At 63.3% G+C, this 14605-nt stretch carries 13 protein-coding genes; 10 read left to right on the top strand and 3 right to left on the bottom strand.

Features of this window, described 5'->3' with window-relative positions; all coding sequences use genetic code 11:
• Positions 1 to 163: 163 nt before the first annotated feature.
• Positions 164 to 1162 carry an aldo/keto reductase gene (locus NKI21_RS22710; protein ID WP_352440834.1) on the bottom strand — a complete coding sequence of 333 codons (999 nt, stop codon included), beginning with the start codon at positions 1160 to 1162 and terminating at the stop codon, positions 164 to 166.
• Between the two features lie 60 nt (positions 1163 to 1222).
• Entirely contained in the window at positions 1223 to 2728 is a 1506-nt protein-coding gene (locus tag NKI21_RS22705) for a UxaA family hydrolase (RefSeq protein ID WP_352555800.1), read from the bottom strand.
• Positions 2729 to 2956: 228 nt separating this feature from the next.
• On the opposite strand from NKI21_RS22705, the gene NKI21_RS22700 reads away from it, so the two are divergent.
• From NKI21_RS22700 to gnd, 6 genes are all read left to right on the top strand, one after another.
• On the top strand, positions 2957 to 3859 hold the full coding sequence (locus tag NKI21_RS22700; protein ID WP_128303244.1) for a GntR family transcriptional regulator: 903 nt from the start codon (positions 2957 to 2959) through the stop codon (positions 3857 to 3859).
• A 197-nt stretch (positions 3860 to 4056) separates the two neighbouring features.
• Complete coding sequence (locus tag NKI21_RS22695; RefSeq protein WP_352867420.1) at positions 4057 to 4413, top strand: DUF2946 family protein; 357 nt, start codon at positions 4057 to 4059, stop codon at positions 4411 to 4413.
• A gap of 97 nt (positions 4414 to 4510) precedes the next feature.
• Complete coding sequence (locus NKI21_RS22690) at positions 4511 to 5050, top strand: copper chaperone PCu(A)C (protein ID WP_352867417.1); 540 nt, start codon at positions 4511 to 4513, stop codon at positions 5048 to 5050.
• A 41-nt stretch (positions 5051 to 5091) separates the two neighbouring features.
• Positions 5092 to 5610: a YcnI family copper-binding membrane protein gene (locus NKI21_RS22685; RefSeq protein ID WP_352867414.1), complete on the top strand. Its 519-nt coding sequence runs from the start codon at positions 5092 to 5094 to the stop codon at positions 5608 to 5610.
• 50 nt (positions 5611 to 5660) lie between these two features.
• A complete protein-coding gene (locus NKI21_RS22680; RefSeq protein ID WP_352867412.1) occupies positions 5661 to 7298 on the top strand; it encodes a copper resistance CopC/CopD family protein in 1638 nt (545 codons plus the stop codon).
• A gap of 139 nt (positions 7299 to 7437) precedes the next feature.
• The gene (gene gnd, locus NKI21_RS22675) at positions 7438 to 8865 is read left to right on the top strand and encodes an NADP-dependent phosphogluconate dehydrogenase (RefSeq protein WP_352867409.1); all 1428 of its coding nucleotides are present in this window, start codon (positions 7438 to 7440) and stop codon (positions 8863 to 8865) included.
• A gap of 9 nt (positions 8866 to 8874) precedes the next feature.
• Here gnd and NKI21_RS22670 read toward each other — a convergent pair whose 3' ends face one another.
• On the bottom strand, positions 8875 to 9930 hold the full coding sequence (locus NKI21_RS22670; protein WP_023812490.1) for a LacI family DNA-binding transcriptional regulator: 1056 nt from the start codon (positions 9928 to 9930) through the stop codon (positions 8875 to 8877).
• Positions 9931 to 10333: 403 nt separating this feature from the next.
• On the opposite strand from NKI21_RS22670, the gene NKI21_RS22665 reads away from it, so the two are divergent.
• The 4 genes from NKI21_RS22665 (at position 10334) to NKI21_RS22650 (ending at position 14579) form a co-directional block, all read left to right on the top strand.
• Positions 10334 to 11572 (top strand): ABC transporter substrate-binding protein, encoded by a 1239-nt coding sequence (locus NKI21_RS22665; RefSeq protein WP_352867406.1) that lies wholly within the window; start codon positions 10334 to 10336, stop codon positions 11570 to 11572.
• Between the two features lie 81 nt (positions 11573 to 11653).
• Positions 11654 to 12541, top strand: coding sequence for a carbohydrate ABC transporter permease (locus tag NKI21_RS22660; RefSeq protein WP_352867403.1), 888 nt, complete (start codon positions 11654 to 11656; stop codon positions 12539 to 12541).
• Positions 12538 to 13476 (top strand): carbohydrate ABC transporter permease, encoded by a 939-nt coding sequence (locus tag NKI21_RS22655; protein ID WP_352610131.1) that lies wholly within the window; start codon positions 12538 to 12540, stop codon positions 13474 to 13476. The genes NKI21_RS22660 and NKI21_RS22655 overlap by 4 nt, the downstream gene beginning before the upstream one ends.
• A gap of 5 nt (positions 13477 to 13481) precedes the next feature.
• Positions 13482 to 14579 (top strand): ABC transporter ATP-binding protein, encoded by a 1098-nt coding sequence (locus NKI21_RS22650; protein ID WP_023812494.1) that lies wholly within the window; start codon positions 13482 to 13484, stop codon positions 14577 to 14579.
• Positions 14580 to 14605: the final 26 nt, after the last annotated feature.

Genomic DNA, 14605 nt, shown 5'->3' with positions numbered 1-14605 from the left:
TTGATCAGTCCTTGCGAGGTCTGGCAGAAGCAAATCCACCGCGCTGCTCCCCATTGACGCCGTCACGCTTCCGTTCCGTTCTGGGAATGTATGGAATATTAATTCCAACATTTCGTCAACATGGAATATTCATTCCTTCGTGTGGCCGCAAGAATATGAAGTTTCACGCCAGCTCCTGCACCAGCGTGTGGGGACGATATCTGGCGTATTCCGTCTCCGGCACGTCGATGTCGAGCAGTTGGAGGTTGCGCGTCAGGTTCGCCAGCTTGGCGGTGCCGGTCAGCACGGTGGCGACGGCAGGTTCATGCAAGGGGAATTGGAACGCGGCGGCGGCGAGCGGATAGCCACCCTCGGCGGCGATCCTTTCCATTGCGCCGACGCGGTCGAGCACGTCATGGCTGGCAGGGCGGTAGTCGAAATGTGCGCCTTGCACCGGCCCGGTCGCCAGGATGCCGGAGTTGAACACGCCGCCAATGACCAAGGAGGTCTGCCGCGCCCGGCATAGGGGCAGCAACTCCGCTTCGGCACTGCGGTCGAGCAAGGAATAGCGGCTGGCGAGCAGGATGCAGTCGAGCGGCGCCTCGCGCATCACGTCCAGACAGATCTGCACCTCGTTGACGCCAAGCCCATAGGCGGAAATGACGCCGGACCGTTTCAGCTCTTCGAGTGCCTTGAGGCCGCCGTCCATCAGGTCGCGAAAGTGCAGCTTGGTCTTCTCGACACCATGGGTGTAGGCGCCGATGTCGTGGACAAACAGGATGTCTATCCTGTTTAGGCCAAGCCGCGCATAGCTGAACTCGACCGACCGCATGATGCCGTCATAGGAATAGTCGTAGTCGAGCGCGAAGGGCAGCGGATCGACATAGGAGTGATCGGGAACCTGGTCTTCCGGCACCGGGCGGAACAGCCGGCCGACCTTGGTGGACAGCACATAGGAATCGCGCGGCTTGTAGCGCAGGAAATCGCCGAAGCGGCGTTCCGACAGGCCGAAACCGTAAAAGGGTGCGGTGTCGAAATAGCGCAGGCCGGCATCCCAAGCGCCCTGCAGCGTCTCCATCGCCGCTTCGCGCGAACAGGCGCGGTAAAGGCCGCCAAGTGCAGCGCCGCCAAAGCTGACCTCGGTGACTTCCAGCGCTGTCTGGCCGATGCGGCGTCTTTCCATGCACAACCTCCCCGTGGCCCGCCGCTGACCGGCGCGCAGTCTACTTTATATCAGTAAAATCTAAAGTGTTGCGCCCAGATGCCAGGGCACGAACTCGTTGTCGCCGTAGCCGAAGTCCTCGCTCTTGGTCTTGCGGCCGGAAGCCGTCTCGACGATCAGTTCGAAGATCTCGCGACCCATGCCGGCGATGGTCTTTTCACCCGAGGCGATGACGCCGCAATTGACGTCCATGTCCTCCTCCATCTGGTGGTACATCGTCGAGTTGGTGGCAACCTTGATCGACGGCGTCGGACGGCAGCCGAAGCAGGAGCCACGGCCGGTGGTGAAGACGATGACGTTGGCGCCGCCCGCCACCTGGCCGGTCGCCGAAACCGGGTCGTAGCCGGGCGTGTCCATGAACACCAGGCCGCTGCCAGTGACTTTTTCGGCGTAGCCGAAGACGCCGTTGAGCGGCGTCTGGCCGCCCTTGGCGACCGCGCCGAGCGACTTCTCCAGGATGGTGGTGAGGCCGCCGCGCTTGTTGCCGGGCGAGGGATTGTTGTCGATCGAGGCGCCGTGCTTGGCGACATGGTCCTCCCACCATTTCACGAAGCCGTCGAGCTTCTGCGCGATCTCCGGCGTTGCCGCGCGGTAGGCAAGCAGATGTTCGGCGCCATAGATCTCCGTCGTCTCGGAGAGGATGCCGATGCCGCCGACGCCGGCCAGGATGTCGACAGCCGCGCCCAGCGCCGGATTGGCTGTAATGCCCGACATGCCGTCGGAGCCGCCGCATTGCAGGCCGACGACGATCTCGCTGACCGGGATCGGCTCACGCTTCAGCTGGCCGACTTCCTCGGCGATCTCGGCCAGCACGCCCATCGCCTTTTCCACCGATTTGCGCGATCCGCCGGCGTCCTGGATGTTGAAATGGCGCTTGCCGGCAGCGACGCCCTTTTGGCCGTAGAGGGTGAGCTGGTTGACCTCGCAGCCGAGACCGACCATCAGCACGCCGCCGAAATTCGGGTGGCGGGCGTAGCCGGCGAGTGTACGGTGCAGCACCATCATGCCGTCGCCGGTGCCGCTCATGCCGCAGCCCTGGCCGTGCACGATCGGCACGAAGCCGTCGATGCCGGGATATTTCGGCAAAAGCGTGCGGTTGGCGGTGTCGGCGATGGAATGGCAGACGGTGGCCGAGCAATTGACGCTGGCGACGATGCCGATGAAGTTGCGCGTGCCGGCGCGGCCATCGGCGCGGCGATAGCCCATGAAGGTGCGGGTGCGGTCGGCCTCCGTCGCGTGCTCGGCCTCGCTCGGCGGCACGACCGGCAAGCGGCCGGATTCGAACACCAGATTGTGCGAATGCACGTGCTCGCCCGGCGCGATGTCCTGTGTCGCGCGACCGATCGCCTGGGCGTATTTCACCACGGCCTCGCCGGCGGCGATCGGCTTGATCGCCACCTTGTGGCCGGGCTCGATCAACACACTGGCGACGGCACCGCCCGGCAGCGCGGTGCCGATCTCGATGCGGCCGTTGGCGACGGCGACATTGTCGGCGGGGGATAGAAGAATGCAGTTGGAGGCGTTCACGGGCGGTTTCCTGGGTGATCCTGGGTTGCGCGGACGGATTGACACGCGTCTGTTTAGAGATATTGTCTTTTATCGTGAAAAAACAGTTTTTCGTCAATTGTTTTTTCACTGGGGAGTTCCGCGTGTCCTTGGGGTGTTCCGGAAGCGAATTCGCTTTTCTGGGTCATGGGAACGTCATATCGCGCTTCAAACCGGCCGCCGCAAGCGACGGCGTGCAACGGGTCAGGGATGTCGAAGAGCAACAACGTCTACAAGGATGCCTACAACCGCTGCCTGCGGCTGCTCGACGAAACGCGCAGCCTGCCTTCGGAGCCGGAACTGGGTACCTTGCTTGGCGTCAGCCGCACCACCGTGCGCACCATTCTCGCACGCATGGAAGAGACCGGGCTGATCGCCTGGAACAAGCGGGCCAAGACGGTGCTGCGCGAACCGCGTCCCGATGATTTCTTCCCCGAGGAGGAGACCGACACGCTGGCCGAGATCATCGAACGGTCGTTCATGCGTCGGCTGCTCGCCGGCGGTGCCGAAGCCGGCATGCAAATCAACGAACTCGAACTGGCGCGTGAGATCGGCGTCGGCACCACCAGCGTGCGCGAGTTCCTGATCCGCTTCTCCCGCTTCGGCCTGATCGAGAAGCGTCGCAACAGTCACTGGGTGCTGAAGGGTTTTACCCGCGCCTTCGCGCTGGAGCTGACCGAAATCCGCGAAATGTTCGAACTTCGCTCGGCGGCTGCCTTTGCCGTTTTACCGCAGGACAGCGCGGTCTGGACCGATCTCGACCGCCTGGAAGACGAGCATCGCCAGTTGGCAAACGACATAGCCGCCCGCTTCACCGAATTCTCCGAGCTCGACGAGCGCTTCCACCGGCTCATCCACCGGGCGTCGCGCAACCGCTTCATCGTCGACTTCTACGATGTCATCGCCATGATCTTCCACTACCATTACCAGTGGAACAAGGCGCAGGAACGCGAGCGCAACGAAGTCGCGATCGGTGAGCATCTGGTCTACATAGAGGCGCTGAAATCACGCGATCTCGGCAAGGTCGACGCCGCTTGCCGCAAGCACCTGAAGTCGGCGCGCCAGACATTGCTGACCTCGATCCCGGAGAGCCGGTCGCTGCAAAAACACTGAACCGCATCGCGGTTCAGAGTCTTGTTTCATGCATGTCGTTGTCCCAAAATCGCTGTACACTTTTGGGCGACATGCATTGAGCCTGCCGCGTTGGCGCCGCGGCGATTTGGCGATTTTCCACCCGCCGGCCCCGTGCTAGATATGGTTCGTTGCTGCGAAGAGGCAGGGCTTTGGGCGTATCGAGGAGACGATGGAGCATGCCGGCCGCGCTTGTCGCGGCCTATCTGCTGTTGCTCCAGTCGACGCTTGGTGCATTCGTCTTCGGCGCCGGTCCCAACGCATCGCAGCTCGATGCCTTCGGCAACGTCATCTGCACCCATGAGGGCGCAACCCAGCTTCCCGGAGACAACCAGCCGCCGTCCCATCTTCCGGCATGCTGCATGCTCGGCTGCAGCATGGTTTCGGCGGCCTTTGCGCCGCCGCCCGGTGCTGGCCTGGCGCTGGGCAGCCTTTCCTTCAAAACGGTCGCCTTTGTTTTTCCGGCGGCCATCCATCTCGACTTTGCGCGTGAGCGCTCGCCGTCGAACCCGCGTGCGCCGCCGCTGACGGCCTGAGCCTGTTTGCCCGGCGGAACCTTTCGTGGGCGTACCCATCCAAAGATCAAACTGCTCGCGACCGGCAACGGCGCGACCTTCACTTCATGGAGCAACCATGTCCTATTTTTTCCCCGACGCGGCGCGTCTTATGCCCGGCGGCATTCTACGCGGCATCGAAGAGCGTGTCGGCATTGCCGTGCTGGCTCTTGCGCTGCTGTTCACAGGCGACCAGTCCGTCCTCGCGCATGAGTTCAAGGTTGGCGATCTTGAGATTGGCCACCCCTGGTCGCGCGCCACGCCGGCCGGCGCCAAAGTTGCCGGCGGTTATTTCACCATCACCAACAACGGCAGTGCGCCGGACCGGCTGGTGTCGATTTCCTCGGATGTCTCTGAAAAGGCCGAGCTGCATGAGATGGGCGTCAAGGACGGCGTCATGACCATGCGGCCGGTTGCCGGCGGCCTGGAAATTCCGGCCGGCGGCAAGGTAGCCCTTGCGCCTGGCGGCTATCATTTGATGTTCATCGGCCTGAAGCGGCAACCCAAACAGGGCGAAAAGTTCTCCGCTACCCTGACCTTCGAAAAGGCCGGCGCCGTCAGCGTCGATTTCGCTGTCGAAGGCATGGGCGGTGGCGCCATGGACGATCACGCCAATTGACCGCGCCAGTTCGACAAATTTTGAAAATCCGAGGGACCATCATGAACAAATATCTTTTGTCGGCCGGCGCACTTCTCGCGCTCGGAACCAGTGCTGCCTTCGCGCATGTCACGTTCGAAACCCAGGAGGCGGCGGTCGGCTCGACCTACAAGGCCGTTTTGCGGGTGCCGCATGGCTGCGACGGCAAGGCGACGACCGCCGTGCGCGTGCAGATTCCGGAAGGGGTGATCGCGGTGAAGCCGATGCCGAAGCCTGGCTGGACGCTGCAGACCAAGAAGGGCAAGTACGACAAATCCTACCAGCTCTATGGTCAGGCGGTGACCGACGGGGTCAAGGAGGTCGACTGGAGCGGCGGCAGCCTGCCGGATGAGTTCTATGACGAGTTCGTCTTCCGCGCGACGCTGACGGCGGATCTCCCTGTCGGCCAGAAGCTTTACTTCCCGGTTGTGCAGGAATGCGATGGGGCCGCCGACCGCTGGATCGAAATCCCGGCAGCCGGCCAGGATGAGGACGCGCTGGAAAACCCGGCACCCGGCATCAAGCTGCTGCCGAAGAAATGATCCCAGGCGGGGGGCGGTTGCGAGCGCGCCGCTCTTTTCGTGGCGGTGACATGAGCACGACCTCCCTCCTGCAAACGGCTTCCATGGCCTGCAAACCTGCCGGCCGGCTTGCCGCCGGCCTGTTGGCCGTGATCGTGTTTCTTGCCAGCCTTGCCGTGTCAGATCAGGCCTTTGCCCATGCCGCGCTGATCAAGACCGATCCGGCCGACGGCGCGGTGCTGGAACAGGGGCCGGCACAGTTCTCGCTGACCTTCAGTGAGCCGGTGTCGCCACTGGTGCTGACCCTGGTGAAGCCCGACGGAACGCCGGTTTCGCTAACGTCATTCCGGCTCAGCGACCAGACGGTAGAGATCGACAATCCCCAGAAGCTTGCGTCCGGTACGCATGTGCTGAGCTGGCGCGTCATTTCGGCCGACGGCCATCCGGTCGGTGGTTCCCTACTGTTCTCCATCGGCGCACCCAGCGCGCCGCCGGCCGTGTCCGAGGCCGCCGACTGGCCGTCGCGGTCGGCCATCTGGCTCGGCAAGGTCTTTCTCTACATCGGCCTTTTTCTCGGCGTCGGCGGCGCTTTCGCCCTCGCCTGGCTGTCCCAAGGTGGCCGCGCCGGACAGCGCTTCGTTGCAGCCGCAATCCTGGGCGGACTTGTCGCGGCGCCCTTGTCGCTTGGGTTGCAGGGGCTTGATGCGCTCGGGGCACCGCTCTCCCATCTGGCACAGGCGGTTATCTGGCGGACCGGACTCGGCACCAGTTTCGGCTGGACGGTGCTGGTCGCGCTGATTGCGCTGGGGCTTGGCCTGCTGTCGCTGGCCGGCCCCCGCGCCACCGCCAAACCATTTGCGCTGGCCGGCCTGGCCGGGGTTGGGATTGCCCTTGCCGCCAGCGGCCATGCCAGTGCCGCCGAACCGCAATGGCTGACACGGCCGATGGTGTTCCTGCACGGCGTCGGCATCGCGTTGTGGGCCGGCGCATTGGTCCCACTCGGGCTGGCGCTGAAGGGGCAATCGGCGGGGGCCACGCCATTCCTGCGGCGGTTTTCTTGGGCGATCCTGCCGGTGGTGGCCGTGCTTGCCTCTGCCGGCATCGTGCTTGCCGTCATCCAGGTGCAAACACCGTTGGCGCTGGTCGACACCGCCTATGGAAGGCTGCTGTTGATCAAGCTCGGGCTGCTGGTCTTTCTGTTCACGCTCGCCGCCGTCAACCGCTGGAAACTCACGGCATCGGCCGAGGCGGGATCGACGGAAGTTCAACGCAGGTTGGTCCGCTCGATCGGCGTCGAGATGTTGATCGTGTTGGCGATTTTCGGCGTTGCCGCGGGCTGGCGCTTCACGCCGCCGCCACGAGCCCTCGCGATTGCGGCAGCGCAACCGGTGTCGGTCCATATCCACGCGCTGAAAGCGATGGCCGATCTCAGCATCACGCCGGGCCATGCCGGCCCGGTCGTTGCCTCGATGTTCATCATGAGCGGCGATTTCGGCCTGCTCGACGCCAAGGAGGTGACGCTTGTGCTGTCAAAACCCGATTCCGGCATCGAGCCGCTGAAGCGCGCGGCGGCCAAGCCCGGCGACGGCAGTTGGCGTGTCGACAACCTCGTCATCCCGGTGCCCGGCCGGTGGACAGTGCGCATCGACATACTGGTCTCGGATTTTCAGATGGTGAAGATCGAGGCGCCCGTCGACATCAGGCCGTAAGGCCGGACCGACACGAGCTTGGCTAGGCATCCGTGCAACACAATTCGGCGAGGCGGTTGACGTGGCCCAAAAGGCCCGTCAATCATCCCGGCAAAATCGCGGGCTTCAGCCAACAAGATCCGAAAGCAGGGAAGAAACGATGGAAAATGCCGAAATCGGCCTGATCGGCCTTGGCACGATGGGCTCCAACCTGGCGCTCAACATCGCCGAGCACGGGCACCGCATCGCTGTCTTCAACCGCACCAGGGCGCGCACGGACGCTTTCATCGAGAATGCCGGCGCGCTCAGGGACATGGTCGTGCCCTGCTACAGCCTGGAAGAGCTTGCCGCCGCGATCCGGCCGCCGCGCCCGATCATCATCATGGTGCTGGCCGGCAAGCCGGTCGACGAACAGATCGCGGCTCTGCGCGGCGTGCTGTCGGCCAACGACATCGTCATCGACGCCGGCAACGCCAATTTCCGCGACACGATGCGGCGCTTCTCCGAGCTTTCCAGCTCGGACCTCACCTTCATCGGTATGGGCGTGTCCGGCGGTGAGGAGGGCGCGCGCCATGGGCCGTCGATCATGGTCGGTGGCACGGAGGACTCATGGAAGCGCGTCGAGAAGGTGCTGACGGCGATCTCCGCCAAGTTCAAGGACGAACCCTGCGCGGCATGGCTCGGCACCGACGGCGCCGGACATTTCGTCAAGACCATCCATAACGGCATCGAATATGCCGACATGCAGATGATCGCGGAGATCTACGGCATCCTGCGCGACGGCCTGGGCATGGACCCGAAAGAGATCGGCACGGTGTTTGCCAACTGGAACAAGGGCCGGCTCAATTCCTACCTGATCGAGATCACCGCCAAGGTGCTGGCATCAGACGATCCGAAGACCGGCAAGCCGGTGGTCGACATCATCCTCGACCGCGCCGGGCAGAAGGGCACCGGCAAATGGTCGGTCATCGAGGCGCAACAACTCGGCATTCCGGCCACCGCGATCGAGGCGGCGGTGGCGGCGCGCGTTCTGTCGTCGATCAAGGACGAGCGGCTGGCGGCGGAAAAGGCCTATGGCAGCGCCGGCGTGACGAAGATTTCCGGCGACAAGGACGAATTGCTGCATGATCTCGAACTGGCGCTGTTCGCCGGCAAGATCGCCGCCTACGCCCAAGGTTTTGCGGTGATGAGCGGCGCCTCCAAGGAATTCAACTGGAACCTGCCGATGCCGACCATCGCCAGGATCTGGCGCGCCGGCTGCATCATCCGCTCGCAGATGCTCGACACCATGGCGGAAGCCTTCAGCAAGGGCGGCGCCTCGACCAATCTTCTGATGGCTCCGGCCTTCATCGCGCTGATGCAGGAAGCGCATCCGTCGCTGCGCCGCATCGTGGCGAGGGCTTCGGAGTGCGGCTCGCCGGTGCCGGCTCTGTCTTCCGCACTTGCCTATTTCGACAGCTACCGCCAGGGCCGCGGCACCTCGAACCTGATCCAGGCGCAGCGCGACTTCTTCGGCGCGCACGGCTTCGAACGCATCGACGACAAGGGCGCTTTCCATGGGCCGTGGGGAAGCGGTGCGGCTGGCTAGCCCAAGGACCTAAACGGAAACCGGCGGGCTGAACGCCCGAACCTCGCTGGTGGCGACCAGGCGCTGCAACGAGCCGGGTGCGGCGCCGCCGATCCAGCCGAGCACGGAGCGGGCGAGATCGGAGCCGGCTAGGCGGAAGTTCTCGTTGACGACGAGCAATTCCGGCCGGAACAGGTGCAACAGGTCCGACGACTGCTTGGACACGACATCGACGTCGCGGCCAAGCTTGAGGCCGGCATCCTCGATGCCGGCGACGATCGCCAGTGTCGCGGCGGCAGCGCTGCTGACGAAGCCGTCCGGCCTGTTCTCGCGGCGCATCACCTGCGCGGTTCTGGTCCTGATCTGCTCGATCGTGTGATCGATGGAAACGGTGTTGAACGGAATTTCGCTGGCTCCGACCTCGCTCAGCGCATCGGCAAAGCCGTTCAGCGTGTGGCCATAATAGGTCAGCCCGGGCGGCGGCGACAGAAGCGCCAGCTTGTGCCTGCCCATGCTCGCCAGGCGGCGCACGGCTTCCATCGCGAAAACATGGTTGTCGAAGTCATGGTAGGGATGGACGAGGCCCATGTCGGTGCGCCCATGCGTGGCAAAGGGCATGCCGTGCTCGAGCATGTAGCGGGCGCGCGGATCGTTCGGTTGGGTGCGCGAAATGATGACTCCGTCGGCCGAGCCGGTCTCGACGAGATAGCGGATCGGCTCCATCGGATCCTGCGAGCGGGAATAGGGCGTGACGATCAGGTGATAGGGCGTTTCGGCGAGCACTTCCGAAACGCCGTAGATGATGTCCGAGACGAAGCTCATGATCTCGCGGTCGGTGTTGAGCACGAGGCTGATGACATTGGTCCTGCCGGTGCGCAGACGCACGCCGGCGCGGTTCGGCCGGTAGCCGATCTGCTTGGCGACGAGCTGGACGCGACGCCTGGTTTCGGCGCCGATTTCCGGGGCATCCTTCAAGGCGCGTGACACGGTGGTGACGCCGAGCCCGGTCATGAAGGCAAGCGTCTTCAACGTCGGCCGTCCCTGTGCCGAGGTCTCCCCGTTCTTGTCCGTACGCTGTCTGTCCATTCGTCCCGCCCGTCAGGCGCATAGCAGCCGCGAGCCATGTCGGCAATCGCCGCCATAGCGGTACGATATGCGTTCCAGCCCCGGCAAAGCCTCAATATACTGAAACGTTACAGATTGCCATATCGAGTTACATGTCCCTCGCCACGAGGTGGATCGTTCTTTTGCGAAACGCGTTGGGATTCCAGGAGAAATCGCCTCTGCCGCCGCCTTTTGCCCGTATCAGGCGGCGTTTCGGTGTTTGCGCCGCAGCAAACCATGCTGCAATGCATGGGAAGCGCGATCATTCATGCGAATTTGTTCGCGGCCCGAAAAAATATCGAGGGCGGTTCGTTGATGGGTTGCGCAGCCGGCGCAATTGCCGTATCGAAAATCTGTAACGTTTCAGATTCTGGGAGGAGCCGAAATGCGATACAAACTTTTGACTGCTGCGCTGGCAGCGACGGCCGCGTTGCAGTTTGCCGGCCGAGCGGCCGCGACGGACCTGGAAGTCACCCATTGGTGGACGTCGGGCGGCGAGGCGGCGGCGGTTGCGGAACTTGCCAAGGCATTCGATGCGACCGGCAACCACTGGGTGGATGGCGCCATTGCCGGCTCCGGCGGCACGGCGCGGCCAATCATGATCAGCCGCATCACCGGTGGCGATCCGATGGGCGCCACGCAGTTCAACCATGGCCGGCAGGCGGAGGAACTGGTGCAGGCCGGCCTGATGCGCGACCTCACCGACGTCGCCACCAAGGGCAAGTGGACTGATGTCGTCCGGCCGAAGAGCCTGCTCGACGGCTGCACCATCGACGGCAAGATCTACTGCGTGCCCGTCAACATCCATTCCTGGCAGTGGCTGTGGCTGTCCAACGAAGCCTTCGCGAAGGCCGGCGTGCCGTTGCCGAAGGACTGGAATGAATTCGTGGCGGCAGCGCCGGCGCTGGAAAAGGCCGGCATCATCCCGCTCGCCGTCGGCGGTCAGGCCTGGCAATCCTCCGGTGCCTTCGACGTCCTGCTTGCGGCTGTGGGCGGTACGGACACATTCCTCAAGGTCTACAAGGACAAGGATGCCAAGTTCGCCGCCGGGCCCGAAGTCGCCAAGGTCTTCAAGGCCGCGGACGATGCCCGCAAGATGGCGAAGAACACCAATGTGCAGGACTGGAACCAGGCGACCAACCTGGTCATCACCGGCAAGGCCGCTGGCCAGATCATGGGCGACTGGGCGCAGGGCGAGTTCCAGGTTGCCGGCAAGACCGCCGGCAAGGATTATACCTGCCTGCCGGGCCTTGGGCTGAACGAGGTGATAGCCACGGGCGGTGACGCCTTCTACTTCCCGCTGCTCAAGGATGCCGACAAGAGCAAGGCGCAGGAGGTGCTGGCCGAGACGCTGCTCGATCCCAAGACGCAGGTTGCCTTCAATCTAAAGAAGGGATCCCTGCCGGTGCGCGGCGACGTCGATCTCAATGCGGCCAACGACTGCATGAAGAAGGGCCTCGCCATTCTTGCCAAGGGCGCCGTCATGCCGTGGACGGACCAACTGCTTTCACAGGACACCCAGAAACAGAAGGAAGACCTTTTCGCCGAATTCTTCGCCAAGCCGGAACTGACCGTCGAAGACGCGCAGAAGCGCTTCGCCGACCTCATCGCTTCGGCGGACTGACGCTGGAGGCAACCCGCCTCATTCCCGGCCTTGCGAATGCAGGGCCGGGAATGCACCGCCCTTACCCAGCCGGCTGACGAGATGAGCAAGAGCGAACGCCCCAACCTTCTGTTCCGCAACCTCAATGCGAAGGTCGCCTCGATCCCGATGATCCTCACCGCCATGGTGGTTTTCGTCGGCGGCACCGTTTGGACGGTGCTCTATTCCTTCACCAATTCGAAGCTCCTGCCGCGCCTGAACTTCGTCGGGCTCGACCAGTATTACCGCCTGTGGGCGGCGCCGCGCTGGCTGATCTCGATCGAGAACCTGTTGATCTACGGCGCGATCTCGCTGGTGTTCTCGCTGGTCATCGGTTTTCTGCTTGCCGCGCTGCTCGATCAGAAGATCCGCTTCGAGGACACGTTCCGCACGATCTTCCTCTATCCTTTCGCGCTCTCCTTCATCGTCACCGGCCTGGTCTGGCAGTGGTTGCTCAATCCGGATTTCGGCATCCAGCATGTCGTGCGGGACTTAGGCTGGACGAGCTTCAGCTTCGACCCGCTCTACAATTCCAGCATCGTCATCTACGGCATATCGATCGCTGCGCTGTGGCAAGGCACCGGGCTCATCATGTGCCTGATGCTGGCCGGCCTGCGCGGTATCGACGAAGACATCTGGAAGGCGGCGCGCGTGGATGGGATCCCGATGTGGAAGACCTATCTGTTCATCGTCATCCCGATGATGCGGCCGGTCTTCATCACCACGCTCGTCATCATCGCTTCCGGCATCGTCAAGGTCTATGACCTGGTCGTGGCCCAGACCAGCGGCGGCCCGGGCATCGCCTCCGAAGTGCCGGCCAAGTACGTCTACGACTATATGTTCTTCGCCCAGAACCTCGGCCAGGGTTTTGCCGCCTCGACCATGATGCTGCTCTCGGTGGTGATCGTCATCGTGCCTTGGGCCTATCTCGAGTTCGGGCGACGCAGATGAGCATTGCAGACATCACCGCTCAAGCAAGCACTGCCGCCGGCGCGCGCCAGGACATCGCCGGGCCCTACGGTCCAAAGCCGCGCCGCATGATTTCGCGCCGCAACGTCTTCCTCTACGGCACATTGTTCGTCATGGCGGTCTACTACCTCTTGCCGCTCTATGTCATGGTCGTCACCTCGCTCAAGGGCATGCCGGAGATCCGGCTCGGCAACATCTTCTCACCGCCGCTCGAGATCACCTTCGAGCCGTGGGTCAAGGCGTGGTCAACGGCCTGCACCGGCCTTAACTGCGACGGGCTCTCGCGCGGTTTCTGGAATTCGGTGCGGATCACCGTGCCGTCGGTGCTGCTGTCGATCGCCATCGCCTCGGTGAATGGTTATGCACTGGCCAATTGGCGCTTCAAGGGCGCCGATACGTTCTTCATCATCCTGATCGTCGGCGCCTTCATTCCCTACCAGGTGATGATCTATCCGATCGTCATCATCCTGCGCGAAATCGGCCTCTACGGCAGCCTCAGCGGGCTGGTGATCGTCCATTCCATTTTCGGCATGCCGATCCTGACGCTGCTGTTCCGCAATTATTTCGCATCGATGCCGGAAGAGCTGTTCCGGGCGGCACGCGTCGACGGCGCCGGCTTCTGGGGCATCTTCCTGCGCATCATGCTGCCGATGTCGCTGCCGATCTTCGTCGTCGCCATCATCCTGCAGGTGACCGGCATCTGGAACGACTTCCTGTTCGGCGTCGTCTACACCCGCCCCGACACCTATCCGATGACGGTGCAGCTCAACAACATCGTCAATTCGGTGCAAGGCGTGAAGGAGTACAACGTCAACATGGCCGCAACCATCCTGACCGGACTTGTGCCGCTCATCGTCTACTTCATTTCCGGCAAGCTTTTCGTACGCGGCATCGCCGCCGGCGCGGTGAAGGGGTGACGGCGATGACGGCAGCCAACGATACCAGCGTTTCGATCCAGGACCTGTCGCTGAATTTCGGCGCGGTGACCGTCCTGGAGACGCTCAATCTCGATGTCGCCGATGGCGAGTTCATCGTGCTGCTCGGGCCGTCCGGCTGCGGCAAGTCGACCTTGCTCAACTGCATTGCCGGCCTGCTCGATGTCTCCGAAGGCCGCATCTTCATCAAGGGCAAGAACGTCACCTGGGAAGAGCCCAAGGACCGCGGCATCGGCATGGTGTTCCAGTCCTATGCGCTCTATCCGCAAATGACGGTGGAGAAGAACCTGTCCTTTGGGCTGCGTGTCGCCGGCACGCCAAGAGAAGAGATCGCCAAGCGGATCGCGCGGGCGGCTGAAATCCTGCAGATCGAGCCGCTGCTGCAGCGTAAGCCGGCCGCACTTTCCGGCGGCCAGCGCCAGCGCGTCGCCATCGGACGGGCGCTGGTGCGCGATGTCGACGTGTTCCTGTTCGACGAGCCGCTGTCCAATCTCGATGCCAAGCTGCGCGCCGAACTGCGCGTCGAGATCAAGCTGCTGCATCGCAAGCTGCAGAACACCATGATCTACGTCACCCACGACCAGATCGAGGCGATGACGCTGGCCGACCGCATCGCGGTGATGAAGGGCGGCGTCATCCAGCAGCTCGATGCGCCGCAGACCATCTACAACCGTCCGGTCAACCGCTTCGTCGCCGGCTTCCTCGGCTCGCCCGCAATGAACTTCGTCGATGGCCGTCTGGAAGACGCGGACGGCGGCTGGCGGTTCGCGGCCGAGGATATCAAGATCCCGCTCGGCACTTACGACTTTGCCAAGCCTCCGGCTCCAGGCCCCGTCACATTCGGTATCAGGCCCGAGCATGTCAGCCTGAACAGTGGCACCGGCTGGCCGTTCTCGATAGCCGCCAATGTCGAGGTGGTCGAGCCCATGGGCTCCGACACGCTGGTCTGGCTGAAGCTTGCCCAGCAGAATTTCAGCGTCCGGGTGACCTCGGAACGCACGCCCAAGAACGACGAGGCGGTGACGCTTGGCTTCGATCCGATGCGCGCCTCGCTTTTCGACACGGCAACCGGCACACGCATCTAGCTTCCGAGAACCAACCTTCCAACGAC

Origin of the sequence: Mesorhizobium sp. M0715, assembly GCF_040320355.1 — a bacterium.
Classification (GTDB): Bacteria; Pseudomonadota; Alphaproteobacteria; order Rhizobiales; family Rhizobiaceae; genus Mesorhizobium.
This window is presented reverse-complemented; position numbering and strand designations above follow the sequence as displayed.